The following is a 25,238-nucleotide window of genomic DNA, read 5'->3' as shown; positions in this document are numbered from 1 at the left end:
AAGCACAGCATAAAATGCTGTGCTTAATTTTAATTATTACTCACTATTAACCTAATTTAGTTAATAGTTTTTTTGCAGCTAGTTCAGAGCTTGCTGGGTTTTGGCCGGTAATTACTAAACCGTCTTCTAGTGCTAATACACCCCAGTCGTCAGTTTTTTGATAATCGCCACCTTTTTTGATTAGCTCGTCTTCAACTAAAAATGGCACGATATCGGTAAGTTGCACTGCAGCTTCTTCAGAGTTAGTAAAACCAGTTACTTTTTTACCCGCTACTAGTGCATTGCCATCGGCATCTTTAACATTTAAAAATGCAGCACTTGCATGACATACCGCAGCAACAGGTTTTTGCTCTTTTACAAAGCTTTCGATAAGAGAGATTGAATCTGTGTTGTCAACCAAGTCCCATAATGGGCCGTGGCCGCCTGGGTAAAATACAGCGTCAAAATCGCTAGATTTTACTTCACTCAACACTTTAGTGTTTGCCATTAATGTTTGCGCCGCGCTGTCTGCGTCGTAACGTTTAGTTGCATCTGTTTGAAAATCGGCAAGTGTACTTGTCGGATCAATGGGTGGTTGGCCGCCAGCTGGAGACGCTAATGTTACTTCAACGCCTGCATCAACGAAGGCGTAATAAGGGGCTGCAAATTCTTCTACCCAAAAACCTGTTTTTTCGCCAGTGTTACCAAGTTCTGCGTGAGATGTAAGAACCATAAGTACTTTTTTAGACATTGAATATATTCCTTCTGATGATTTGAATTAGTTTATCTTGCTTACCAATTACTATATGCACTAACACTGCTTTAAACAACGATGATAAATTTAACTTTATTGATTTAATTATTGATACAATAAAAAGGTTGAATTTAAAACACACTACGGAGCATTTATGAAAGTGTCGTTTGAGCAGTTAAAGAGCATGGTTGTATTTGCACAAATTGTAGAGCAGGGCAGCTTAACCGCTGCTGCCAAACAGCTAGGGCTTACGCGAGCAGTTGCAAGCTATCATTTAAAAAAATTAGAAACGCAGCTTGAAGTTACTTTACTAAATCGCTCAACCCGTACCATGGCGCTCACTGAAGCGGGCATTGCTTATTATGAGCGTTGTAGAATAATTACCGAACAAGCTAATGCGGCTAATCAGCAAATAGAAAATATAAAGAGCGAGCCACAAGGTTTACTTAAAATTAGTTGCCCAGTAAATGTGGGAATGCAGTTAATTGTGCCTGCAATAAATACGTTTAAGCGCCAATATCCTAAAATTCAGATAGACTTACAGCTTACTGACGATGTGGTTGATATTATTAAAAATGGGTTCGATTTTGCAATTAGGGGCGTGGCACTGAGTGACTCCAACTTGCAGGCAACCAAGCTGACTACAATGAGCACTTGTATTTGTGGCGCGCCGGAATACTTTGCACATTTTGGTAAGCCTAAAACGCCTTTAGAGTTAGCAGAGCACCAATGGGTGGTTTATCAATTGGGCAGTAAAACATTAACAATTCAAAAAGATGGCAAAAAACACGATATTACAATGCAAGGCGGCTTAAGCACCAATAATGCCGCTGCTCGTACTGCTTTTGTTGAAGCAGGGCATGGTATTGGGCGTATTCCGCTTTACGATGCGTGGCCAAAAGTGCAAGCTGGACTGCTTGAAATAATATTAGATGATTATAAAAGCAAAGATATTGAGCTTTACGGGGTATTTCCGCCAGGGGCTGCGGGCTCTAAAAAGCTACGATTGTTTATTGATTACTTAAAAGCATACTTTGTAAAACAGCATACCGCTTTAGGTATGCTGAAAAGTACTTAATGAGTAGTTTTTACAGCATTTATAAAGTTCGGCTAAATAATGCCACCGCTTGTTGATACATATTTATCGCAAGGGCTGCATCGTATCGCTCACCTTCATCACGCATAAAGGCATGCTGTGCGTTAACTTCCTGCCACTGGTAATTGATGCCCGTGCTTACACATTGTTGGTATATTTTAGCGCGGCCTTCCTGTGGCACATGCGGGTCTTGTTTACCCCATATAAAGTGAATTTCGCCTTGTATATCAGCCATACGCTCGAATGAGTTATTTCCAGGTTGCGCAGGTAACGTATTGCTGTGAATATCAGTTGCGTATAAACAAAAAGCCGCATTAATTTCAGGGTTTAGTGCCGCTCTGTAAGCTAAGTGACCGCCAATACATACGCCCATTGCGCCGACGGTGCCTGTGCAATAGCTTTGTAATCTAATGAAGTCGATCATAGTTTGTGTGTCACTGTCGTGGTGCTCAAGTGGCTTTGCCCATTTGTCGGCATTGCCTTTGTCTTTACCTGTATCATCATAAGCAAGCACAGTGCCTATAGGGTTTAATTCATGAAATACTTCAGGCACTAACACCACAAAACCATGGCTTGCTAAAATAGCTGCGCTGCGTGCAATAGGTGCAGTTTGCTGAAATATTTCAGAATAAAAAATGATAGCAGGAAACTGTCCTTGCGCTTGAGGGCGATATACAGTTGTTCGCATTAAACCTGTCGGTGTTGGCAAGTCAGCATTATGTTGTTGGATTATCATAAAAGCGCTCAGTAAAATAAAATTATGTATGCTGATATGGTAACTGAGCGCGATAAAATAAACGACTCTTGTAGTCAGTTTTTAAATACTTGCAGGCATTTTATTACAGCTGGCGTAGTAACTTACCGTAGCCGGCCAATCTGAAAAAATACCCATTACCCCCACGTCCTTTGCGAGTACGTCGACTACTGTCATCATGTCGCCATCGTTATCTATAACATCAGCAATTGATTGATAGTAATAACCTCCACCTTCATTAAGCGGGCCCGAGCGCTCAAGGCTCCATGCAATAAGCTTTAAACCTGCTGCTTTTGCGTCAATAGCGTATTGCGATGGCACAATATTGCTTTCGTTATCTATTGTTAGCATCATCCAAATTGGAGGAGCTAAAATTTTCACCCCATCAGCAACAAGTTCATCCATATCCGGTTGCCATGTTTGTGGGTTACTTGGATCAAATCCGGCTTCACTGTCACGTCCATCTAGGTATACGCTTTTATCTGCAAAGTCAGGGTTATTGTTAATCCAGTATTTTACGTCTTCAAGGTTAAATGATTGCGGATAAACTTTTGAGGCTGGCACACCCATTTGCGTGTACTCGTCTAGCATTTTTTGCGCATATTGTTCTTGTGTCATTCCATCAAATGGCATACTTACTTGTGGCGATTTTAGCTCTGGTGTCATTTTTACACCTAGCTCATTAAACAGTGCAATGCTTTGTTTATGGGTCATCAATGTGCCGTTGGTGGCATATAAATCAGTGCGCCAACTTGGTGTGCCATCCATGTAATCGGCAACGGTCGTTGCATTAGTGTTTGCACCATCCATTTTACCTTCAAGGGTTAAAAACTCCGCTAAGCTTATATCGCTGGTACAACATTTTGCAGAAGCGGCAATACCATTAGCAGGGTCGGCTGGTGTAAATGGCACACTGCATTTAGCTGCAAGTTCTGGAATGGCTAAAATATTAGTTGTGGTATGTAAATCGCATTGAGAGTGGCGACAAACAAGCTCTTTGTCGTTTGTAAATGTAACATCGCATTCAACAATGCCAGCGCCCATTCTCGCTGCCGCAATGTAGGCTTCTTTAGTGTGTTCTGGGTATTGCATTGATGCACCGCGATGACCAATAGAAAAATCGGTGCGGTAAAAAGGACCTTCGCTGCATGACTCTAATTTTGTTTTTAGTGTACTTTGCGCCATATCGTTAATTAAATAGTCAGGGCGAGTCCCTAGCTGAATATTTACTCCTTCAGCAACCTCTACAACAATGGGCGTAGGTACTTCAACAATTTCCACTTCGGTGTTGGTAACAACCACTTCTTTTTCTACTATTTCTACATCGTCGTCGCAGCCAGCAAGTGTGGCTAACAATATACAGCTTGTAAGTAAGGTAATACGTTTCATTGTTTATCCTTAAAAAGTAAAATTTGTACTACCTTAATGATTATTAATGACGATTTTGCTACAAGCTTATTAATTTACTTTTTTATTAAGCATTTGATTGACCAATAATGCACCTAACATTATAGCAGCCCCAATACTTAACCGAACTATATCGGCATCTCGGTTCCAGATCAGCACGTTAATTATAATTCCAGCTGGAATAAGCAAGTTATTCATAACTGCCAAAGCACCTACGTTGACAAGGGTTGCGCCTTTATTCCACATAAAGTAACCAAGTCCTGATGCAACCAACCCTAAATAAATTAGTATGCCCCACTGTGTGATAGTGGTTGGTAATTTGTTTGAGTTACCAAATAATGCATAGCAAATTGTGGCAATAATAAGTGCGCCTATAAAAAACCATCCAAATACGGCTTTGTCATCAAGCTGATTGTTATTCATTAAGCGTTTGTAGGTAACTTGGCCTACAGCAAAACTTATATTCGCCCCTTGAACGATTAATAAGCCGATTATGAAGTCGCTATTTAGGTTTTCGTAACGAATAGTAATTGCACCGATTACAGCAATAAGTGCGACTAAAAAAAAGCGTGGGTTAAAGCATCTGTTCAATCCATCATTTAGCAGGGTAATGTACAAAGGAGTCATTACAGTAAATAGCAGAACTTCGGGAACGGTTAAAAATAAAAATGAGTGGTAGTAAAAGCTATACATAACACCAAGTTGTATAGCGCCAATCAGCATAAGCTTTAAGGCTAAAGGTTTAGGCGTTTGTTTGAGCTTTAAAAAAGGTAAAAAAATCAGTGTTGCCAGTGCTATGCGTATTAATACGCTAAACCAAGCGTCAACTTGGCCTGCTAAATACACACCAATTAAACTAAACGAAAACGCCCAAAGCAAAGTGACTGCAAATAAGTACTGCATAACCATCATCTTTTAATAAATATTGAGCTAAGTTTATCTGTTATATGTGAGGGTATAAACAATAAAAGCCCGCAAGCGGGCTTTTATAAAAGTGAGCTCAATAAATTAAGTTATTTACTCAACTAAACCACGGCGCTTAAGTAATGCGTCGGTAGTTGGTTTTTGACCCCTAAACTCAATGTAACTTTGCATTAAGTCGCGGCTGTTACCTTTAGATAGGATTTCTTTACGGAACTTATCACCATTTTTACGTGTTAAGCCGCCGTTGTTTTCCATGTGTGCAAAGGCATCGGCTGCAAATACTTCAGTCCAAAGGTATGCGTAGTAACCCGCAGAGTAACCACCGGCAAATGTATGGCTAAAGTAGTTTGATTTATAACGCGGTGGTACAGGGTAGTAATCAATACCGTGTGCTTTTAGTGCATCGCTTTCAAACTTTTGAACATCAGTAATTTTTTTATCTGAGCCAAACGAGTGCCATTCCATATCAAGTAAAGCAGCTGCTAAATATTCAGTGGTACCAAAACCTTGGTTGAATTTTTGCGATGCAAGTACTTTATCAAGTAAAGCTTGTGGAATTGGCTCACCTGTTTTGTAGTGTTTGGCGTAGTTAGCAAGTACCGTAGGTTCAATCATCCAATCTTCATTCGCTTGCGACGGAAACTCAACAAAGTCACGCGCTGTAGCAGTACCTGCTAAGCTTGGGTATTTAACGTCAGAGAATAAACCGTGCGCCGCATGACCAAACTCATGGAACATAGTTGACACTTCGTCAAACGTCATTAACGTTGGCTCGCCTGCAGCAGGTTTTGGAATGTTTTGGGCGTTGTAAATTACAGGTTTAGTGCCTTTTAAGCCGCTTTGACTTACGTAAGCGCTCATCCATGCACCGCCACGCTTACCTTCACGTGCGTATGGGTCTAGGTAAAATAAACCGATGGCGCTGCCGTCAGCGTTGAATACTTCGTAGGCTGTAACATCTTCATGATAAACCGGTAAATCTTTACGCTCTTTAAATGTAATACCGTATAGCTTGTTCATTGCAAAGAATAAACCATCGTGAATTACAGAATCCATTTCAAAGTAAGGCTTAACAAGGGCAGGATCTAAGTCGTACTTTTCAGCACGCACTTTTTCTGCGTAAAAAGCCCAATCCCATGGTTTAAGCTCAAAGCTTTCACCTGAATCGTTAATTACTTTTTGAATAGCAGCTGCTTCAATTTTAGCTTTTTCAACTGCTTTTGGTGCTAAGTCATCTAAAATGCCATACACGTTGTCAGTTGTTTGTGCCATACGCGAAGTCATTACATACGATGCCCAATCTTTAAACCCTAGTAGCTCTGCTTTTTGAGCGCGTAGGTTTGTTTCTTCAATAATAATTGGGCCGTTAGTTTTTGCTGCACGGTTAGCAGAGGCTTTAAATATTTGCTCACGAAGGTCGCGGTTTTCAAGGCTTGATAAAATTGGCTGTTGAGTCGTATTTACTAGCGTGATCATGTAGCCGTCTTTACCTGCTTTTTTAGCAGCGGCCGCAAGGCCTGCAATTTCACCTTCAGAAAGGCCAGCAAGTTTAGATTTATCGGTAACTACAATGACATCTTCTTTAAACGATTTTAAAATGTTTTGAGAAAACGCAGTAGAAAGCTCTGCAAGTTGTGAGTTGATTTCACGCATTTTTGCTTTTTCAGCGTCATTTAATTTAGCGCCTGCTTTTACAAATTGCTTATAGTAAAAATCCACAAGGCGTTGATCTTCAGCATTAAGCGAGTCTTTGTTGTCGTAAATAGTTTGTACGCGCTTGAATAATGCACCATTTAAGTAAATGTCGTCAGAGTGAGCAGATAATACCGGCGCCATTTTTTTACTTATACGTTGGTATTCGTCATCAGAAATCAAACCTGAAAGGTTATAAAAAGCAGCTGATACACGGTTTAGTAGCTCGCCAGACATTTCCATTTCAACTAATGTATTTTTAAAAGTTGCAGGAGCTGGGTTGTTAGCAATAGCTTGTATTTGCGCAGTATGCTGAGCAATACCAGCATCAAAGCCGGCTTCGTAGTCTTTTGTACCAAACTTATCAAACTCAGGTGCCATGTATTGTAATGGACTTGGTTTGAATAAAACATTGTTTGCGTTCATGTCTTGCACTTGTGCTGCGCTCTCTTTTGCCATGTCTTGAGGTTCGTTAGAAGAACAAGCCGATAGGATTAGGGCACTAGCAATAGTAGTGGCGATCAGGGTTTTACGCATAATAACTCCATAAAAAGATTAGCCGAAATAGGCTTTGCGAGTCGAAAAACCTAGTTAACTTATCAAATTTGTGGGTTTATACAATAAAGTTTATCGGTATTAAGGGGGATTTGAACGCAAATTAGCTAATAATTAGTATTAAGGTGGGTAAAAGTAGCTCTAAAATTAAACGTTAAAGCTACTTAATTATACGATTGTGTGCTTGAGAGGGGGTTAGTTATAACCTAAAACAAATTTTTTCTCTGAGCCAAAGCTATTAGATTGCTGCCCAAACTCTTTATTAATAGTTGCTAGAGTTTGCTCTTGTTCGGCCAGCAAGCACAAAACTTTATTTCGGTAATCTAGGCTGCTTTCAAACAATTTTAAATCTACCTGCGGCTGCAAAGTAGCGAGTCTTTGATTTAGAGTAAGTTGTGTCATATGTGATCTCCAGTGCTTGTACACTATTTATATAGCACTCGGTGCAATAAAGAGTTAATAAATTGTTTATAAAATTCATATTGAACTTATTAACTTGGCGTTTTAGTTATATTATGACGTGCTAAGCTTAGCGAAAACTGAACCACACTTATTTTTAGTGAACAAATAATAATCAAAAAAAAGATATTGGGAACACTTATGACCCTCGAACAAATTAATCAATACTTAGCCTTTGTAATATTCACTTATAACGATGTGAATATTACGGTAGCAAAAGTAATTCAAGTGCCACTTATATTGTTTGCTATGTGGTTTGTAGTCACACGTATTGGCAAGCTTATTAAAAAAACATTACTCGCTAAAAAAATAAGCCAAGATGCAGTGCATTTGTTTACTCGAATTTACTTTATTTTAAGTATCGCAATTTTAATTTTTACATCGCTTGAAGTGCTCAGCATCCCGCTTACGGCATTTGCTTTTGTATCCGGTGCAATAGCCATTGGTGTAGGTTTTGGTGCACAAAATATTATTAATAACTTTATCAGCGGTTGGATATTGATGTGGGAGCGCCCAATTCGCATTGGTGACTTTTTAGAGGTAGGTAACGCAAAGGGCGTAGTTGAAACTATTAATACGCGTTCTACACGTATTCGCCGAAATGACGGCGTACATATGCTTATACCTAATTCTCAATTGCTCGAAAATACAGTAACAAACTGGACGCTGATAGATGGTAATGCACGCTCATCGGTCAGTGTCGGCGTTGCGTATGGTTCAGACGTTATACTGGTTAAAAAGCTTATCCAGCAAGTGCTTGATGATCATGATGCAATATTGGTTAATCCAAAGTCATCAGTGTTATTTGATGACTTTGCAGATAGCTCGCTTGTATTTAATGCTATTTTTTGGGTATGCGCCGAGTCTGAAACCATGCTTAGAAAAGTGCGCAGTGATATTCGTTTTAGTATTTATGCTGTATTTGAAGAGCATGATGTCGTGATTGCGTTTCCACAGCGCGATATTCATATAGATGGTGAAATTGCTTTTAAAAGGTCGTAGTTTTAATAAAAAAGTCGCTTGCGGGTGACTTTTTTTATGAGTAATCACAACGTTTCTATTTTGGGTTAATATGGAAGGTAATCCATTTTTCTTACTTTACTTCGCGATCTTCAATAAAGGACATATGTCCTCATTATTAGGTTTTTGCATCTAAATATTGATAAAAACACGCAATCTTGTAGTTAAATGTTGCAAAAAAGTTTCCATTTATGTTCATATTTATGCAGTAAAATTATTACACAATGGTATAATCTTAATCGTTCGTTCAGCCTTGTTACTCCGTTTTGTACTCTCGGTGATGAGGTCCGCGCGCCATATAGCAAGTCGCGAAAAATTGTACGAGCCCGCAATGAATACATTGCGCAACACAAAAAACCGTTGAACAAGAGTGCATACTAAAGGTTAATACCCGACATGAAATCATTAAAGAAATCTGCAATAGCGACAATTATTAACGCTGCACTACTATCTGCTGCTGGCACATCTATTTCAGCATTCGCCGCTGAAGAAGAAACGGCTAAAAAAAGCAATCAACTAGAAGTTATTCAAGTTACCGCCCGTAAACGCGTAGAAAATGCACAAGAAGTACCTGTAGCTGTATCTGCATTACAAGGTGATAACCTTGATGCATATAGCTCTGCAGGTATGGATATTCGCTTTTTAAATGCGAAAATTCCAAGTTTATCTATTGAGTCTTCATTTGGTCGTTCATTCCCACGCTTTTACGTTCGTGGTTTAGGTAATACCGATTTCGATTTGAATGCATCACAACCAGTATCACTTGTTGTTGATGAAGTAGTTCAAGAAAATGCAATTTTAAAAGGTTTCCCAGTATTTGATGTTGAACGCGTAGAAGTATTACGTGGTCCTCAAGGAACGCTATTTGGCCGTAACACGCCAGCTGGCCTTGTTAAGTTTGATACTGTTAAACCAAGCCAAGAATTTGATGGTTATGGCTCTGTTTCATACGGTAGCCGTGGTGCTGTAGATACAAGTGGTGCTGTAGGTGGTGCTTTAACTGACCGTTTATCTGCTCGTGTTTCATTATTATGGCAAGACAAAGACGATTACATTGATAACCAAGCTCCAGGCTTTGAAGCTAAAGATGAGCAAGGTGGTTACACTGAAAAAGCGGCACGCGTTCAGTTTTTATATGAAGGCGATGATTTTACTGCTTTATTAAACTATCACACACGTGACTTAGATGGCTCACCAATTGCATTTCGTGCAAATGTAATTAAAGCGGGTACTAATGAGCTAGTAGATAACTACGAAAATGATGTTGTTTATCAAGATGCGGCATCTCGCTCTACTCAACAAGTAGAATCGGAAGGTGCAAGCTTAAAGCTTGAGTGGGAACTTAAAAACCACACAATCACTTCTATTTCTGCATGGGAAAGTGCTGAAATATATTCGCGCGCTGATATTGACGGCGGTTACGGCGGCTTCTCAATAGATGACGTTCCAGTTGCTATGGGACCTGGTTTTATTCCTTTCTCTTCAGAAAGTGCTGATGGCATTCCAGATCACAACCAGTTGACACAAGAACTACGTTTATCTAGTAACTTTGATGGTGACTTAAATTATCAAGTAGGTGTATTTTACTTTGATGAAGAACTAACGATTGAAAACTTTAGTTATGACACTTCAAATAATGGTGTTTTAAATGGTTATGTTCGCCAACAACAAGACACAACTGCATGGGCTGTATTTGGTTCTGTAGATTATACTTTTTCAGATGATTTAAAAGTAACAGCGGGCCTTCGTTACTCTGATGATGATAAGGATTTTGTAGCTGATCGTACACTTAGCCCAATTGGCGGCGGTGCATTACTTGTAGAGCGTGATGTTAGTGACGACCATGTTAGCTGGGATTTATCTGCAAATTACAAAGTAAACGATGATGTTAACTGGTACGGCCGTGTAGCAAATAGCTTCCGCGCACCTAGTCTACAAGGTCGTATTTTATTTGGTGATGACGTAACAACAGCTGAATCAGAAACGGTAACATCGTACGAGACAGGTATTAAATCAGACGTGCTAGACGGCCAAGGTCGTGTAAATGCAACTGTGTTTTATTATACGATGGACGACCAACAGCTTACTGCTGTAGGCGGTGGTGCTAACTTTAACCGTTTAGTTAATGCTGATAAAACAACTGGCTATGGTTTTGAGTTAGATACGCAGTGGGTATTAAGCGATGAGTTTAATGCAACGTTTAACTTAAGCTACAATAAAACAGAAATTAAAGATAACGATTTAGCTGTGGCTGTTTGTGCACAATGTACGGTAACAGACCCGACTTTCCAAGTAGCAGGTGCGTTTGGTCCTGAAGATCGTGCAATACTTGATGGTAATAGCTTACCGCATGCTCCTGAGTGGATCTCTAACTTTACGCTTCGCTACACTAAAGAACTTGCCGATGGTAACTTCTTCGCAAGCGGTGATATTTCTTATCGCAGTAAAATCAACATGTTCCTTTACGAATCAGTAGAGTTTGAAGGTAAAGAGCTTATTGAAACAGGTCTTCGTACAGGTTACACATGGTCTGAAGGCGATTACGAATACGAAGTTGCTGCATTTGTTCGTAACTTATTTGACGAGCAACAAGTTATTGGCGCTGTAGATTTCAATAACAATACAGGTATTGTTAACGAAGAGCGTTATGTTGGTGCTGAATTTAAAGTTAACTTTTTCTAAAGATAACCTTAAATTATATTAATTTTTAAAAGCCTGCCTTGTGCAGGCTTTTATGTTTTTATAAAGCTGGTAAAGTAGCGTTAATTAATTTAAAGAGATAAAAAAATGGCTGGATTTTGGAATTACCGTGTAATTTTTTGTGAAGCAACGAAAGACGAAGCAGCGCAATATCAAATACACGAAGTAGAATATAACCTAAATGGTAAAGTAACTAACTGGTCAGAAACTGGCGCAGCCCCTTTTGGAACAACCTTAGATGAGTTGAAAGATGACTCCGAGCGTTTAAAAACTGCATTTGATAAACCAGTACTTAAAGTTGTACGTAAAACGCGTGGCTACGAGCTTGTTGATGTTGAAACGGGTGAGGAAGCAACGGGTGAGCCGCCAGCAGGCTTAACGCAATAACTGTATTTATATAAAAGGTGCTTAAGGCGCCTTTTTTATTGTCAAAATTTAGCACAAGTTAAATAAGGAATGAGGATGGCTTTAAAAGCAATATTATTTGATATGGATGGCACATTAGTTGATTCAGAAAGCATGCACTTTGTATGCTGGAGTAAATTACTTAAACCCTACGGTGTTAGTTATTTAGAAAATGATTTTTGTCAGCGCTTTTCGGGACGGCCCACTTTAGAAGCCGCAATCGAAATTAAGCAAGAGCATAACTTATCGGTAAGTGCACAGTTTTTAGCAGATGAAAAATACCGTTTATTTGGTGAATATGTAGTAACACATTTACCGCCACTGATGCCATTTACAGAGCAAACATTGAAAGCTGTAAAAGCGAGTGGCTTAAAAATGGCGATAGTAACAGGCAGTGCTAAAAGTGAAGCTATGCCAATACTGAAAGGCTTAGGGTTTTATGAGCTGTTTGATACGGTGGTTACAAAAGATGATGTAACTAATCCTAAACCTGCAGGGGATCCGTATTTACTGGCACTTGAGCAGATAAATATACAACCTGGCAATGCAATTGCTGTTGAGGATACTTACACAGGGGTAACAGCTGCTAATAATGCTTTGTTACGTGTTGTAGCCATTGCCAATAGCCATACTAAAGATCACGACTTTAGCCAAGCTACCTATCAAATGAGCAACTTAGATGAGTTTTGGCAATGGGCGCAATCTCAACTATAGTTTAAGCCAACTTTTACGTGCTTGGATGCGCCAATGCTTACTATTAAACACCTGCTTTTAATTGTTATTGTACTTTTTACGCAATGCATAAGTGCAGCACAACCGTCTGTTTTACTGGCTAAAGTATATGACGAAACGAAGCATTATGATGTAAGTAAATATTTAGTCAGTGAAAAATATGATGGCGTAAGAGCTATCTGGACCGGCACGCAGTTTGTCACTCGTAAGGGTAATATTATCAATGCGCCAAGTTGGTTTACAGCGCCATTGCCAAATGTATGGCTTGATGGTGAGCTGTGGACTAAACGTGAGCACTTTTCTGCGCTTAGCGGCATAGTCAGAACTAAAAAACCTAATAATCATGATTGGCAAACTATTACTTATAAAGTATTTGATATGCCAGATAAAAATCTCCCTTTTAGCACTCGCTATAAAAACTATAATGAGCTTATCACTAGCCTAAACTCGCCGCACATTAGTGCTGTAGTTCAATATAGCTTTACAAATAATGAGCAGCTTACAGAGTATTTTGAGAACATAACTAAGCAGGGTGGCGAGGGCGTAATGCTTCATTTGGCCAGCGCGAAGCACAGCAATGGAAGAAGTAATGCATTACTAAAATTAAAACCTTATTTAGATGCAGAAGCGGTTGTAATTGCACACTTACCAGGCAAAGGTAAATATCAAGGTATGTTAGGGGCATTAAGGGTAAAAACAGCGCAGGGGCAGGTATTTTCTATTGGTACTGGGTTTAATGATGCACAGCGCTCCATCCCACCGGAGATTGGTAGTACTGTAACGTACCGATTTCATGGCTTAACAAAAAATGGGTTACCGCGTTTTGCCAGTTTTTTACGGATCAGAGATAGTTTATAACATTTATAAATTTTACAAAGTGTGCTAAATTGCGCGGCCTTTTTGGTAATGTGTGGTGAAGTATGTTTGTAGGTTTTGATTACGGTAGTTCTAATTGTGCTATGGGTGTAATGAGCGAGGGTAATGTTCAATTAGTACCGCTAGAGCAAGGAAAACATTACTTACCATCTACACTTTACACTCATCACAGCGCGTTGGTTGTTGATTTTGTTGCTAAGCATTTACATGGCACAGCCCATGAGCATGACTTTTTAACGCAGCGCCAAGCATTATTAAATACCTTACCTCGTATTAAGTCAGACCTTGATTTACAACCTTCAGATGAAACCCTATTTATTGGTCGTGAAGCGATTAGCGAGTACGTGCAGTTTCCTGAAGAAGGCTATTTTGTTAAGTCTCCTAAATCATTTTTTGGTGCAACAGGTTTAAAGCAAGGTCAAATTAACTTTTTTGAAGATATCGCAACCGCGATGATCTTAAAAATTAAGCAACGCGCTGAGCTCTCTTTAGGTAAAACACTTACACAAACAGTAATTGGTCGCCCAGTAAACTTTCAAGCTGTGGGTGGCGAGCAATCAAATCAACAAGCGGTCGGTATTTTAGAGCGTGCTGCTAAACGTGCTGGTTTTAAAGACGTAGAGTTTTTATATGAGCCACTTGCTGCGGGTATCGACTACGAGAGTGATTTAACTCAGGATCAAAAAGTACTCGTTATTGATATTGGTGGTGGTACAAGTGACTGCTCATTTGTACAAATGGGCCCAAGCTTTAGAGGAAATAGTCAGCGCGATAGCGATTTTTTATCTCACAGTGGTAAACGTGTTGGCGGAAACGATTTAGATATTGCTTTGAGCTTTCATGGTTTAATGCCGTTATTGGGTTTAGGCAGTACGTTTAAATCAGGTCTACCTTTGCCTAATCAAGCGTTTTGGCAAGCGTGTAAAATTAACGATGTAAACTTACAAAGCCAATTTTATAGTGAAAGCCATACCCGAGAGCTAAACGCACAATTACGTGATGTAAGTGCACCTGAGCTTTATAAGCGCTTAATACATTTACAGCAAAACAAGCAAGGCCATCAGTTAGTGCAACAAGGTGAAGCGGCTAAAATAGCACTTTCGTCTGCTAGTGTGTTTGATTGTGATTTAAGCTTTTTAGATAGTGGGCTGAATAAAAATGTATCTGTAAGAGATTTAGCTGTTGCCGTTGAGAGTAGTATTAGCCAAATAGTTACTTTAGCAAAACAAGCAATCAGCGACGCTGCGACCACGCCAGACATTATTTACTTAACAGGCGGTAGTGCACAGTCACCATTGATTAAAGCGGCTTTAAGTGAGCACTTAGGCGATATAAAAATGGTTAACGGGGATCACTTTGGTAGTGTAACCGCTGGCCTGACTAAATGGGCCAGCATGCTTTATAAATAACCTAGATTACAATTGAGGTTTAAAGATCTATTTGTCGGGTTGCGAGGTATTTTTCGTAATCTGGCAATGTACGTTCAAGCTCTACGTCCATAAGCGGTGAGCTTAATAACATATCTGCACTTACCTCATTACACGCCACCGGAATATTCCAAACAGCGGCTAAACGCAGTAGTGCTTTAACATCAGGGTCATGAGGCTGTGATGCTAATGGGTCCCAAAAAAATATTAAAACATGTATCTCATGTTCTGCTATTTTAGCGCCAAGTTGTTGATCGCCGCCCATAGGACCACTTAAAAGCTGAACTACATCAAGCCCCGTAGTTTTTTGAATTAAATGCCCCGTAGTACCTGTGCCATATAAAGTGTGCTTACTTAGTATTTCTTTGTGCTTTTCACACCATAATTTTAGTGCTGCTTTTTTACCATCGTGTGCCACTAAAGCAATATTTTTTTGTGCGGGAAGAGATTGTGTTTTTTGTTCCATGCTAATTCTTTTTATTGGTGAACCTAAACTCGGAAGAATAAATCTCTTAACCAAAGTGCAGGTTAGTTAAAATAATAGATTGATAGCAAGGGCAATAAATACAATGCCAGTGATCCTATCAATCCAAAGTTGGCTATTTGGGTTATGTCTAAAAAACTGTGCAATTTTGTCGCCAAAATAAATATACGTGCAGTCAATCGGAAAAGCAAAAAGAGGGTAAAGTAAGCCAAAAAAAGCGAGCTGAAAAGTAGCCGATGAAAGCGTTGGATCTACAAATTGTGGAATAAATGCAATAAAGAATAATGCTACTTTAGGGTTTAATACTTCAGTCATCATGGCCTGAAACATGACATTACTTTTTTTACTGGTACTTATATGCGGTTTATCGGTTTGCTTGTCATCAGATGTCGGCTCTGGCTGCTTTAGCGTGCCTTTAATCATCATAAACCCTAAATAGCATAAGTATGCTGCGCCTGCATATTGCACTGCGGCATAGGCACTAGGGGAAGCTTTCAGTACTGCGCTTAGGCCTACAACAGCAAATAGCGTATGAACAACCCCACCTAATGCAAAACCAAAAGCACTTTGCATACCAGCACTTCGACCATTAGCAAATGTTTGCGCCATCAAAAATGCATTTGATGGCCCAGGCGCTACTGCCATTAAAAAGCTGGCTAATAAAAATGAGACTAGAAAGTCAGGATTGATCATTGAGTACTTTTAGCCGGGTGTAAACTATGTGCTTTTTTGCTCATTAAAATAAGCCAAAGCGGAACTAGCAATAATAAGTGAAAAGCAATCAACCACGGTGTGCTTAGCCCTAAATATTGGGTTAAAACGACAAGTATACTTGCGCCACTCATTTGCATAGCACCGAGTAATGCAGAGGCTGTGCCTGCTTGTTTAGGAAAGCTAGACAGAGACATTCCTGCAGCAGAGCCTAAACTTAAAGCAAACCCTAATGCAGCAATTAAGATAGGTAGCATAAGCGCAAATGCCGTTTCTATACCGCTAAGGGCTAGCATTAAAATGCCTGAGAAAACCAGTACACTCACACCGACACGCAAAGCACGTTGGCTATTTCGTTTAATGTACGTTGGTAAAATAAAACTTGCGACAATACTTATTACGGCATTTAACGTAAACCAAAAAGTAAAGTCGGCTACGGTGCCGCCTAAATGTGTAATAAGCCAGCCTGGTGCGAGCGTTACATACACTAATATGGCCGACATTGAGACCATACAAATTAGGCTATTAAACAAAAATACCGGTGTTTTAATAATCGGTGTAAAGCGACGTAAATCTAAAATATGCCCCTGATAATGACTATCAGCAGGACGAGTTTCTCTAAAAAAGAATAGGGTAACAATAAGGCCCAAAATAGCAAACGCGGTTAAAAACATAAAGTTCATACGCCAGCCAAACTGTACGGTAAGCCAAGCCCCTAAAATAGGTGCCATTGCCGGAATAAAGCACACAATCCCGTTAAGGTAGGTAATCATTTGTCCGCTTCGTTCACTACCATATTTATCACGCACTATCGCAAATGCGACAACAAATGTGGCACAGGCTCCAAATCCCTGAAAAGCACGTGCTATTAGTAATATCTCAAAAGAAGGCGAGTAGTATGCGAGTAATGCAGAGCTTGCATACAAACTAATGCCCACTACTGCCACTGGTTTTCGGCCAAATCTATCAGCCAAAGGGCCCGCAATTAATTGGCCTAAACCCACTGTAAGCATAAAAATAGCAACGGTTTGCTGTACTTGTTGTTCAGTAACTGCAAATTGTTCTGCAATAGTAGGGAAAGCAGGTAGGTAAATATCGATTGCCATAGGGCAAAATATAACGAGTAACGCTAAGATAAGTAACAAAGTCATATTAGGTTTAGCGGGCTGTGTTTGCATTGAGTCTCCTTTTGTCGAGTATTTTAGGTGGGCACTCATAAAAAAGAAAGGGCTTATGACCCCTGCATAGGTCGTAATTCTTACTTTTTGATTGGATTAAGCTAAAAAGCCAGCATAAATGCACTTTTTAAAACTGGTCTGATGTGTTAATTTAAAAAAAGTAACTGTTGATGGAAAATAATAATGAGTAATAAATCTGCACTTGTACAAACATGGCATAAATTTAAGCGCCTACCTTTTGGGAATTGGCTTTTTACTAAAGCTGTTTGCTTTAAAGCGCCATATTTTGGTTCGATGAAACCTTACGTACTCGATTTGAGAGAGGGCCATTGTAGTGCGGTGGTTAAAAACCGCCGAAGCGTTCATAATCATATTGGAACTATTCATGCTATTGCGCAGTGTAACTTAGCTGAATTGTGTGCAGGTGTAATGGTTGATGCAACAGTGCCAGTTAAAACGCATCGTTGGATCCCAAAAGGGATGACAGTTAGGTATTTGGCTAAAGTAGATACAGATGTACGAGCAGTCGCTGAAATTGATTTACCACATAAGTGGATTGATAAAGAAGACTTAGTAGTACCGGTTAAACTGTATAATACCCGCAATGAGCTTGTTTTCACTGCAGATATTACTATGTACATTACTGAGAAAAATTAATTTACGTAAAGCTAATTTGACTTAGCTTTTATCAGCGGCTTGTTTATTTACAAATGATAAGTCGCTGCCATCTTCTTTCAATAATGCTTTAACTTCTTTTGCGGGTTTTAGTTCTTTCGAAATTAGTTCCGGCTCTTCTTTTTCAAAGCGTTGCTTTAAACTGCCTTCAATTACTGCGCCTGCATCAATACTCAATGTATCGTGAAATACATCGCCATGAACATGAGCGCCACTTTGTACTTTTACTTCACTGGCATTAATTGACCCAATAACTTTACCTTTAACAATAACGCTTTTAGCTTCAACAATACCTTCAACAACTCCCGCTGAGCCAATAACTAAATGCTCCACTTTTATGTCACCATCAATACGGCCATCAAGCTGTACTTCACCTTGGCTAACTAAAGTGCCTGTAAGGCGTACGTCTTCAGAAATAATAGACGGTGTGTGATTCACTCTTTTTAAATTAGAGCTAACTGTTTTTTGTTTTTTTCTACCAAACACGAGAAAGCGCCTTTGTTATTTTTAGAGGATTGACTTGTTTACCATTAAGTAATACTTCGTAGTGTAAATGCGTGCCTGTGCTTCGGCCGGTGCTGCCCATTAGGCCGATTACATCATGTTTAGTGATTGATTGACCTTTCTTTACTTTAATTTTATTTAAGTGTCCAAATCGAGTCACTAAGCCATTTTTATGTTCAAGCTCAATAAAGTTACCATAACCACCATTACGACCGGCACGAAGCACTACAGCGTCTGCTGGAGCGAATATTTCGGTTTTATGCCAACCGGCTAAATCAATTCCTTTATGAAAGGCATGGTTACTATTCATGGGATCTTTTCTAAGGCCAAAATTACTCGATATATAGTATTTAGCTTTAGCTAAAGGCAGGGTATTTGGTAGCTCAGTTAAAAAGTTTTCTAAATTATTTAATATTAATAACTTATCAACGATGGCTAAAAAGTGGCTCGGAATTTTTGTTTCGTTAAATATATCAAGTGGCCCACCTTGCGCAGTTGTCTGGGCGCTTAATATTAGGTGTTGCTCAAGCGCAGACTCAATTCCTGCGCCTTTGACCATAGCTAAAATGGCTTGGTGACGTTCACTAATTTGGTTATCTAAATAGGTAAAGCTTTGCTCATACTGATTATTTAAGTTGGCCACTCTTGTTGCGAATGTGATTGGAGCGATTAACTGTGATTGTTTACCTTTTTGATTTTCATCGACTAATGGCTCATGAAATTCATTGCCATTTTCATTAATTGGTACATCAAGTTCTGTATCAAGCTTAATAACATCTTTGCTAATTGAAGCAGGAAGGGATTCTATCATGCTTTGCAGTAGCGCCTGCTTTTGTTCAAGTATTGCAAGTTGCTCTAGCTGCGTTGCTTGAAGGGCTTGTTGCTCACTGACTTTTTGTTGCCACAGCGTTTGCTCGGTTATTTGATTTTGTTCTATGTCAGATATTTTATTTGTTTGTGTATAAACACGAAAGCTTGAAATACTCAGCCAAATAAAAGTGGCTAAAATAAGCGATGCTACAAGAAGTTGAAACCAAGAGGCTAAAACAACATGCTTAACTTCGCCATTTTGACGAATAAGTAGTTGACGAGCAGGGAAAAATTTATGATAAAAAGACTTTATAAATACTGACATGGCATATAAACACTGGCTATTAACCGAATTAAGATAGCAATTTGAGTTAAAAAAGCTAGAAAAAAATTGTAACTGTTCAAAAATTAATAAAAAAGGGCTGCTTTTAGTAAGCAGCCCTTTTAATAAATTTTTTAATATGCGTATTATTTTGCCGGCAGTACAGTACTCTCTACAGAGCCAAAACCTATACGTGCATAGCCTTCTTTTTCACACCAGCCACGCATAATAACGTTATCGCCATCTTCTAAAAAGCTACGTTGTTCGCCATTACTTAGCGTGATTTTTTCTTTACCGCCACGAGAAAGCTCAAGTAATGAACCTGCTTCTTCATGCGTTGGACCCGACTGAGTGCCCGAACCTAGCATGTCACCTGGCATAAAGTTACAGCCATTTACTGTGTGATGAGTAACCATTTGTGCCACAGTCCAGTAAGAGTGCTTAAAGCTAGATGTTGATACGCGCGTTGGGTTATGGCCTTCGCTACGCATTTTTTGCGTTTGAATTTTAACATCCATTTGAATATCAAAAGCACCTTGGTCGCGATTTGCTTTTGATTCTAAATAGTCCATAGGCTGTGGATCGTTTTCATCACGTGTCCAGCTTGTTCTATAAGGCGCTAATGCTTCGGTTGTTACAATCCAAGGCGATACCGTTGAGGCAAAGTTTTTAGCTAAAAATGGACCAAGCGGTTGATATTCCCACGCTTGCAAGTCACGTGCTGACCAATCGTTAAATACACAAAAGCCAAATACGTGGTTTTCAGCATTTTCGATAGCGATTGCATCGCCCAGTGCATTGCCTTTACCTAAGTAAATACCGACTTCTAGTTCGTAATCAAGGCGCTTACACGGACCAAATGATGGTACTTCTGCATCTGGCGCTTTAGTTTGACCTTTAGGGCGATGAAATGTTTGACTCGATACGTCAATAGATGAAGATCGACCATGATAACCAATAGGTACCCATTTATAGTTAGGTAGTAATGGGTTATCAGGGCGAAATAAACTGCCCACAGCGGTAGCATGATAAATAGAAGTGTAAAAGTCGGTGTAATCACCGATACGACAAGGTAGTGAAAACTCTATATCAGACTGTGCAATTAATGTATCGCTAAGCGCTTGTAGGTGATCAGAGCCTGCTCGTAGTGCTTTTGAAAGGGCTAAACGAAGGGCTGACCAATACTGCTTCCCTAAACCCATAAATGTATTTAAGGTTGCTTCACTTGCTGCATCTGCGGCTGTTTTAGCGTCACCTGTTAAAACGTTTAATTTACTTAGTTTTGCTAAATCGATTACTTGGTCACCAATTGCAACACCACCACGAAAGGCCTCATCAGATCCTTTACGACGAAATTCTGCAAACGGTAAGTTTTGAATCGGGAAGTCGCAATTATCAACATTAGCTGATTCTACCCAGCTGGTTAAATTAATATCATGGGTTTCGTTAATTAGGCTCATTACATTTCCTTTGGATTTTACTGTATGGCGACAGGTATAGTTTATTTAATCATACTTGTACTTGGCGCCATACTTTTTAAATATTAAAACGACAAAAAGCAGCGAAGTTCGCTGCTTTTAATTTACTCAAATATCTTATAAAACGCCGCGACGCTCTTGGTCACGTTCGATTGATTCAAATAGTGCTTGGAAGTTACCTTCACCAAAGCCACCATCATCAACGCGTTGGATCATTTCTATAAAGATTGGACCAAATAAGTTTTTAGAGAAAATTTGTAATAAATAACAATTTTCACTTTGGCTATCTACGAGTATTTGATGCTGACGAATTTTTTCTTTATCTTCAGCAACCCAAGGTACACGGTCAAAAATAGTATCGTAGTACTCTGGGATTATATCGAGTGTGGCAATTGTTGATTTATCCAGCTTATCAAGAGAGCTTACTAAGTCATCTGTTAAAAATGCTAAATGTTGAACGCCTGGGCCGTTATACTCACCAAGGTATTCATCAATTTGGTTGTTATCGTTACCTTTACCTTCGTTTATTGGAATAGAGAAGGTGCCACAAGGTGATTTTAGTGCATAGGAGATAAGCGCTGTTTTTTGACCTTTAATGTCAAAGTAGCGTACTTCAGTAAAACCAAATACGTCTTTATAAAAGTTAGCCCATTTTTCCATGGTGCCTTTATAAACGTTATTGGTTAAATGATCGATTCGGATAAAGCCTTTATCTTCTACAACATTTTGCGTTTCTAAGTCTTCAAAATCACTCTCGTAAATAGTGCCTTTGTCGCCAAATTGCTCAATAAAGTAAATTAGGCTGTCACCAATCCCATAAATTGCAGGGTAAGGCATATTTTTATGCGTTGAGTCTGTCGCTGGTTTTGCACCACGTTCTACAGCTGTTTCAAATGCTTTTTGCGCATTCTCAACACGCCAACCCATTGAACAAATAGCAGGACCATGGCTTTTAGCAAATTCTGCAGAAAAACCTTCACGCTCGTTATTCAGTAAAAAGTGAATATCGTTTTGGTTGTAATAAACAATGTCTTTACCTTTGAATTTTTTAAGCTTAGAGAAGCCAAAATCAGTAAATACTTTATCCATATAATCAGCATCAGGTGTTGCGTACTCGGTAAATTCAATACCGACTAAACCTAAATAGTTATTTACTTCACTCATTATTATTACTCCCGCAATTAAGCACTGCGATTATGTGTTGTTGTCATATTGCAGTAGATAATCAACCAGATTTTTAATTTGGGGAAGAGGGGGGCACTATTTAGTATGTAGTGCATGTGTAAATTTTATAGGACGGTTATTATAAAGTTACGTGTTTGTAATACAGTTAAATAAGATGAAGTTATATGGCATAGGATTGAATAGTGGTTTTTATTATTAACGTGTTGTTTTTAAATAACAAAAAGGAGGGTTCACCTGCGTGAAACCTCCTTTTAGAATGAACGAGTAAAAGCTTAGTTGTATTTAATTATTTACACTTTTAGAGTTGCTACCAAAGAACTTGTTACGTTGCTCAATCCATTGGTTTGTTTTTATCGCTGGCGCAGCTTGATAGTGACGTTCAATCGTTTGATTTAACACTCGCGTCGGTTGCTCAAAAGACAGCTTTTGTTGTGCGCCGCCCATACTTTTAATTTCATTTCTGGTCATAGCACGTCCTGCATAGAGTAATGCATTTAAGTAACCAGGTCGGGTTTCGTAGTTGTTATCTGTAAATAACAGGATTGTTTTATCAAGTGCCCAACGACGGTTTATCTCGCCTTCCTCTTTGACACCTTCGAGTTCACCATCTACGTATATTTCAAATACGCCATTTGTTGGTGCGGCATAGAATACAAAGGCAATACGATGCCAATTACCTGGCTGAGTATCACCAAAGTATCCACTACTGCTGGTTGCTTCACCGTACCCACCGTCTGGGCTTGCAAATATATCTGCGTCATCTGTATCGTAGTTTTCGGTATCGGCTTGGATTATTGCGCGGTAAATGTCGTTTGTTTCCAATGGCCAGTTTATATCCATAACTATTGTGTAGTCCGACACTAATCCGTCATCTTTAAAATCACCATTTGCAGCTGTGTTTAACGTAATTAATAGGCCTTCTGTTGGAGAGTGACGAGTAAAAGCCATTACACCAGAAGGGCCATCAGTTAAATCGGCAATATTAAGATCTGTGGTTGTCTCATAGCGTGTATCTTCTGGGCCCCAACCATCATTTTCTGGGTCAAAGTAGCTTAAAACCGATGGACCTGAGTCTGGAATTAGTGGGTTTGTTGGATCGTCAAAGTTCCAAGTTGTTATATTTGCAACATTTTGGCAAGCATTAAGCTGTGTGTCTGTATCAAGGTGAAGACATTGAGTTGTTCTAAAGCGTGCGTACTGATCAAGTAGCCACCATGCTTCGGCAATTGGCTTTACATCATTAAAAGTAACACTGCTAAAAAATAAATCTGGATTAAGTGCCGCACCTTTAAATAAAGCGACATTATAATTTGTCGTTACTTGAATATCTTCTGGCTTTAACACAAACCAATCGGGTTGGCTGGCAATCATCGTGTTTAAATCATTGCCTGTAACGGTTACTTGATACAGTGAATTAAAGCCTGGTGTGTTTGAAGGCTGTCTTTCAACATAAAATGCTTTGTGAAAATCTTCTTGTGTAACAGTTCCTGGCGTCCATCTTTTTTGTACAAGTTCAGGGTTAAGCAGCGCTGCGTTAATTGAGCTTGAATGTTTAGTTGCAAGTGCTGTTATTTCTGCAACTTCAAAGCTACTTGGGTAGTTTTCTGAAATGGCAATTTCTGTATCAGCATCGGGTGCATATCTGCCCATTATTTCATCGATAGCGAGCTTGGTTTCTTCGTCAGGTTCTATAGATGTTCGCGTATCCACATGTTGATAATCGTAACGACTTAGTGTTTTATCGGCTGTATCAAATACTAAATTTAAGTCGGTGACTCCGCGTGCATAAAAGTCGGGCTGAATAACTAAAGCATTATTCTCAAGCTCTATAAAATCCTCACCACCATGAGTATGCCCGCCAAGTACTAAGTCTATGCCGGGTACATTGGTTGCTATCTCAACATCAGTTCCTTTGCCTAAATGGCTTAACATAACCATGTAATCAACATCCTCGCGGTATTGGCTTACAATACTTTGTGCGATTTGTTGCCATTGCCAACTCATTTTAAATTGTTTTATAAAGTCAGGAATAGGGTCATTTTCAATCGGCTCGTCAAGTTCATTCCATGGTACTGAAGTCATCCCAAACACACCCAATGTTATGCAGCCAACCTGTACTTTAGCAAAGTCGACACCGCCAAAGCTTTTATTTTGCTCTCCCTCAAAGCGGGTATTACTTGCAAGTACAATGGCATTATCGTCTTGTGAAAACTCAATTAGCCTTTCAGGGCCCCACGCATAGTCATGGTTCCCTAAAACACGTAAATCAAAAGCCATTAGCTTTACGGTTTCATCAGAGGCTAAGCCTTGTGATATTTGCTCTGCAACGGTCCCTTTTTCGTAATCATCGCCACCATCGGTGAATAATGTATGCGGTGATTCGCTTAGCGCTTTTTTATAATAGGCCTTAATGCGGCTAAAATATTGTTCTTGATACCCAAAGCGAGAATGCATGTCGGCAACGTGAACAAACCGCACAGATTGCTCTGTTGCATTAGCATCACAGGTTGGGCCAATATCAGAAAATGCAACAGTACGTTGCACTTCTATTGCATAGCTACCTAGTTGGTTTACTTGTGCGCTGACAAAGCCTTGAGATACCGTTGAATTAGTAATACTTGACCAAGAGTCTCCGCTTAAACGAGCAAGAGTTAATTGGCCGCCTAATACATAGTCGTCAGGTATTTTTATAGTGATTGTCATTGGACTAGAAAGTTGAACTGTACTTGGGGTAAGCGTATGTATATCTGAAATGATATTTTTTGCTTGATTACTCTCATCAAGGACTAATTTTTCGTAGGTTATGTCAGTATCGTTGGTCACGGCTTGCCCAGGGGCATTGATAGTAAAGTTACCTTCATCTAATGACGTTTGTAAGCCATTAGCGTTGGTAATAATTAAACCACTAGGCTCAGGCTCTACAGGATCATTTGGATTTACTGTTACTTCATCACCGCCACCACAGGCAGATAAAAAAATGAGGAGAAATGCTAGTCGAGCGGCACGTGATAACGTTAATAAATGCATATACTGCTATCCCTGAGTCTATTCAATAATCAATCAGGACATATTATCAGTTAACGAGAGTGGGGCAAAGTTGAATAAAAAAAA

22 protein-coding genes are annotated in these 25,238 nt (G+C 39.4%); 8 read left to right on the top strand and 14 right to left on the bottom strand.

From position 1 onward, the window contains the following. Window positions 1–46: 46 nt before the first annotated feature. A complete protein-coding gene (locus H5120_RS04575) occupies window positions 47–730 on the bottom strand; it encodes a type 1 glutamine amidotransferase domain-containing protein (RefSeq protein WP_024597040.1) in 684 nt (227 codons plus the stop codon). 157 nt (window positions 731–887) lie between these two features. On the opposite strand from H5120_RS04575, the gene H5120_RS04570 reads away from it, so the two are divergent. Continuing rightward, window positions 888–1,811, top strand: coding sequence for a LysR family transcriptional regulator (locus tag H5120_RS04570; protein ID WP_182670863.1), 924 nt, complete (start codon window positions 888–890; stop codon window positions 1,809–1,811). Window positions 1,812–1,830: 19 nt separating this feature from the next. On the opposite strand, the gene H5120_RS04565 is transcribed toward H5120_RS04570, so the two are convergent. The 5 genes from H5120_RS04565 to H5120_RS04545 form a co-directional block, all read right to left on the bottom strand. Further along, entirely contained in the window at window positions 1,831–2,565 is a 735-nt protein-coding gene (locus H5120_RS04565; protein WP_182673734.1) for a dienelactone hydrolase family protein, read from the bottom strand. Window positions 2,566–2,646: 81 nt separating this feature from the next. Next, entirely contained in the window at window positions 2,647–3,972 is a 1,326-nt protein-coding gene (locus H5120_RS04560; RefSeq protein ID WP_182673733.1) for a glycerophosphodiester phosphodiesterase family protein, read from the bottom strand. Window positions 3,973–4,041: 69 nt separating this feature from the next. Then, window positions 4,042–4,893 carry a carboxylate/amino acid/amine transporter gene (locus tag H5120_RS04555; RefSeq protein ID WP_182673732.1) on the bottom strand — a complete coding sequence of 284 codons (852 nt, stop codon included), beginning with the start codon at window positions 4,891–4,893 and terminating at the stop codon, window positions 4,042–4,044. A gap of 114 nt (window positions 4,894–5,007) precedes the next feature. Next, the gene (locus H5120_RS04550) at window positions 5,008–7,143 is read right to left on the bottom strand and encodes a M3 family metallopeptidase (protein WP_024598247.1); all 2,136 of its coding nucleotides are present in this window, start codon (window positions 7,141–7,143) and stop codon (window positions 5,008–5,010) included. 213 nt (window positions 7,144–7,356) lie between these two features. Further along, window positions 7,357–7,563, bottom strand: coding sequence for a hypothetical protein (locus H5120_RS04545; RefSeq protein ID WP_002958182.1), 207 nt, complete (start codon window positions 7,561–7,563; stop codon window positions 7,357–7,359). A 198-nt stretch (window positions 7,564–7,761) separates the two neighbouring features. Here H5120_RS04545 and H5120_RS04540 point away from each other — a divergent pair, with 198 nt between their 5' ends. The 6 genes from H5120_RS04540 (at window position 7,762) to yegD (ending at window position 14,762) form a co-directional block, all read left to right on the top strand. After that, window positions 7,762–8,622, top strand: coding sequence for a mechanosensitive ion channel family protein (locus H5120_RS04540; protein WP_002958183.1), 861 nt, complete (start codon window positions 7,762–7,764; stop codon window positions 8,620–8,622). Window positions 8,623–9,036: 414 nt separating this feature from the next. Continuing rightward, a complete protein-coding gene (locus H5120_RS04535) occupies window positions 9,037–11,322 on the top strand; it encodes a TonB-dependent receptor (protein ID WP_182670867.1) in 2,286 nt (761 codons plus the stop codon). Between the two features lie 105 nt (window positions 11,323–11,427). Further along, window positions 11,428–11,727, top strand: coding sequence for a hypothetical protein (locus H5120_RS04530; RefSeq protein WP_002958185.1), 300 nt, complete (start codon window positions 11,428–11,430; stop codon window positions 11,725–11,727). Between the two features lie 75 nt (window positions 11,728–11,802). Further along, window positions 11,803–12,459, top strand: coding sequence for an HAD family phosphatase (locus H5120_RS04525; RefSeq protein WP_182673731.1), 657 nt, complete (start codon window positions 11,803–11,805; stop codon window positions 12,457–12,459). Window positions 12,460–12,492: 33 nt separating this feature from the next. Then, window positions 12,493–13,335 (top strand): DNA ligase, encoded by an 843-nt coding sequence (locus H5120_RS04520; RefSeq protein ID WP_182673730.1) that lies wholly within the window; start codon window positions 12,493–12,495, stop codon window positions 13,333–13,335. A gap of 62 nt (window positions 13,336–13,397) precedes the next feature. After that, the gene (gene yegD, locus H5120_RS04515) at window positions 13,398–14,762 is read left to right on the top strand and encodes a molecular chaperone (RefSeq protein ID WP_024595669.1); all 1,365 of its coding nucleotides are present in this window, start codon (window positions 13,398–13,400) and stop codon (window positions 14,760–14,762) included. Between the two features lie 19 nt (window positions 14,763–14,781). On the opposite strand, the gene H5120_RS04510 is transcribed toward yegD, so the two are convergent. The 3 genes from H5120_RS04510 to H5120_RS04500 all read right to left on the bottom strand — a co-directional run bounded on the left by H5120_RS04510 (window position 14,782) and on the right by H5120_RS04500 (window position 17,153). Beyond that, a complete protein-coding gene (locus H5120_RS04510; RefSeq protein ID WP_002958191.1) occupies window positions 14,782–15,246 on the bottom strand; it encodes a methylglyoxal synthase in 465 nt (154 codons plus the stop codon). A gap of 66 nt (window positions 15,247–15,312) precedes the next feature. Continuing rightward, the gene (locus H5120_RS04505; protein ID WP_182673729.1) at window positions 15,313–15,957 is read right to left on the bottom strand and encodes a LysE family translocator; all 645 of its coding nucleotides are present in this window, start codon (window positions 15,955–15,957) and stop codon (window positions 15,313–15,315) included. Continuing rightward, on the bottom strand, window positions 15,954–17,153 hold the full coding sequence (locus H5120_RS04500) for a multidrug effflux MFS transporter (RefSeq protein ID WP_182673728.1): 1,200 nt from the start codon (window positions 17,151–17,153) through the stop codon (window positions 15,954–15,956). Before H5120_RS04500 ends, H5120_RS04505 begins: the two co-directional genes overlap by 4 nt. A gap of 183 nt (window positions 17,154–17,336) precedes the next feature. Here H5120_RS04500 and H5120_RS04495 point away from each other — a divergent pair, with 183 nt between their 5' ends. After that, entirely contained in the window at window positions 17,337–17,810 is a 474-nt protein-coding gene (locus H5120_RS04495; protein ID WP_024595671.1) for a hotdog fold domain-containing protein, read from the top strand. A gap of 21 nt (window positions 17,811–17,831) precedes the next feature. On the opposite strand, the gene H5120_RS04490 is transcribed toward H5120_RS04495, so the two are convergent. From H5120_RS04490 to H5120_RS04470, 5 genes are all read right to left on the bottom strand, one after another. Then, window positions 17,832–18,314, bottom strand: a complete 483-nt coding sequence (locus H5120_RS04490; protein ID WP_002958196.1) for a polymer-forming cytoskeletal protein — start codon at window positions 18,312–18,314, stop codon at window positions 17,832–17,834. After that, window positions 18,304–19,467 carry a M23 family metallopeptidase gene (locus tag H5120_RS04485; RefSeq protein WP_182670874.1) on the bottom strand — a complete coding sequence of 388 codons (1,164 nt, stop codon included), beginning with the start codon at window positions 19,465–19,467 and terminating at the stop codon, window positions 18,304–18,306. Before H5120_RS04485 ends, H5120_RS04490 begins: the two co-directional genes overlap by 11 nt. A 143-nt stretch (window positions 19,468–19,610) precedes the next feature. Then, window positions 19,611–20,924, bottom strand: a complete 1,314-nt coding sequence (gene fahA, locus H5120_RS04480) for a fumarylacetoacetase (protein ID WP_182673727.1) — start codon at window positions 20,922–20,924, stop codon at window positions 19,611–19,613. A gap of 135 nt (window positions 20,925–21,059) precedes the next feature. Beyond that, entirely contained in the window at window positions 21,060–22,106 is a 1,047-nt protein-coding gene (hppD, locus tag H5120_RS04475) for a 4-hydroxyphenylpyruvate dioxygenase (protein ID WP_149594251.1), read from the bottom strand. A gap of 303 nt (window positions 22,107–22,409) precedes the next feature. Next, window positions 22,410–25,154 (bottom strand): metallophosphoesterase, encoded by a 2,745-nt coding sequence (locus H5120_RS04470; protein WP_182670876.1) that lies wholly within the window; start codon window positions 25,152–25,154, stop codon window positions 22,410–22,412. Between the last annotated feature and the right edge of the window lie 84 nt (window positions 25,155–25,238).

It is taken from the genome of Pseudoalteromonas sp. SR43-2, from assembly GCF_014163885.1.
In the GTDB taxonomy this organism is placed as follows: Bacteria; Pseudomonadota; Gammaproteobacteria; order Enterobacterales; family Alteromonadaceae; genus Pseudoalteromonas; species Pseudoalteromonas distincta.
The sequence above is the reverse complement of the archived record's forward strand: the minus strand, read 5'-3'. Positions and strand labels throughout refer to the sequence as shown.

Excerpts from the sequence above, each read along its gene's own strand:
- H5120_RS04530 (WP_002958185.1), top strand. The coding sequence starts at position 11,428 with ATGGCTGGATTTTGGAATTACCGTGTAATTTTTTGTGAAGCAACGAAA.
- H5120_RS04540 (WP_002958183.1), top strand. The coding sequence starts at position 7,762 with ATGACCCTCGAACAAATTAATCAATACTTAGCCTTTGTAATATTCACT.
- H5120_RS04565 (WP_182673734.1), bottom strand. The coding sequence starts at position 2,565 with ATGATAATCCAACAACATAATGCTGACTTGCCAACACCGACAGGTTTA.
- fahA (WP_182673727.1), bottom strand. The coding sequence starts at position 20,924 with ATGAGCCTAATTAACGAAACCCATGATATTAATTTAACCAGCTGGGTA.
- H5120_RS04500 (WP_182673728.1), bottom strand. The coding sequence starts at position 17,153 with ATGCAAACACAGCCCGCTAAACCTAATATGACTTTGTTACTTATCTTA.
- H5120_RS04520 (WP_182673730.1), top strand. The coding sequence starts at position 12,493 with ATGCTTACTATTAAACACCTGCTTTTAATTGTTATTGTACTTTTTACG.
- H5120_RS04470 (WP_182670876.1), bottom strand. The coding sequence starts at position 25,154 with ATGCATTTATTAACGTTATCACGTGCCGCTCGACTAGCATTTCTCCTC.
- H5120_RS04550 (WP_024598247.1), bottom strand. The coding sequence starts at position 7,143 with ATGCGTAAAACCCTGATCGCCACTACTATTGCTAGTGCCCTAATCCTA.
- yegD (WP_024595669.1), top strand. The coding sequence starts at position 13,398 with ATGTTTGTAGGTTTTGATTACGGTAGTTCTAATTGTGCTATGGGTGTA.
- H5120_RS04570 (WP_182670863.1), top strand. The coding sequence starts at position 888 with ATGAAAGTGTCGTTTGAGCAGTTAAAGAGCATGGTTGTATTTGCACAA.
- H5120_RS04485 (WP_182670874.1), bottom strand. The coding sequence starts at position 19,467 with ATGTCAGTATTTATAAAGTCTTTTTATCATAAATTTTTCCCTGCTCGT.
- H5120_RS04525 (WP_182673731.1), top strand. The coding sequence starts at position 11,803 with ATGGCTTTAAAAGCAATATTATTTGATATGGATGGCACATTAGTTGAT.
- H5120_RS04505 (WP_182673729.1), bottom strand. The coding sequence starts at position 15,957 with ATGATCAATCCTGACTTTCTAGTCTCATTTTTATTAGCCAGCTTTTTA.
- H5120_RS04495 (WP_024595671.1), top strand. The coding sequence starts at position 17,337 with ATGAGTAATAAATCTGCACTTGTACAAACATGGCATAAATTTAAGCGC.
- H5120_RS04575 (WP_024597040.1), bottom strand. The coding sequence starts at position 730 with ATGTCTAAAAAAGTACTTATGGTTCTTACATCTCACGCAGAACTTGGT.
- hppD (WP_149594251.1), bottom strand. The coding sequence starts at position 22,106 with ATGAGTGAAGTAAATAACTATTTAGGTTTAGTCGGTATTGAATTTACC.
- H5120_RS04560 (WP_182673733.1), bottom strand. The coding sequence starts at position 3,972 with ATGAAACGTATTACCTTACTTACAAGCTGTATATTGTTAGCCACACTT.
- H5120_RS04535 (WP_182670867.1), top strand. The coding sequence starts at position 9,037 with ATGAAATCATTAAAGAAATCTGCAATAGCGACAATTATTAACGCTGCA.
- H5120_RS04510 (WP_002958191.1), bottom strand. The coding sequence starts at position 15,246 with ATGGAACAAAAAACACAATCTCTTCCCGCACAAAAAAATATTGCTTTA.
- H5120_RS04555 (WP_182673732.1), bottom strand. The coding sequence starts at position 4,893 with ATGCAGTACTTATTTGCAGTCACTTTGCTTTGGGCGTTTTCGTTTAGT.
- H5120_RS04545 (WP_002958182.1), bottom strand. The coding sequence starts at position 7,563 with ATGACACAACTTACTCTAAATCAAAGACTCGCTACTTTGCAGCCGCAG.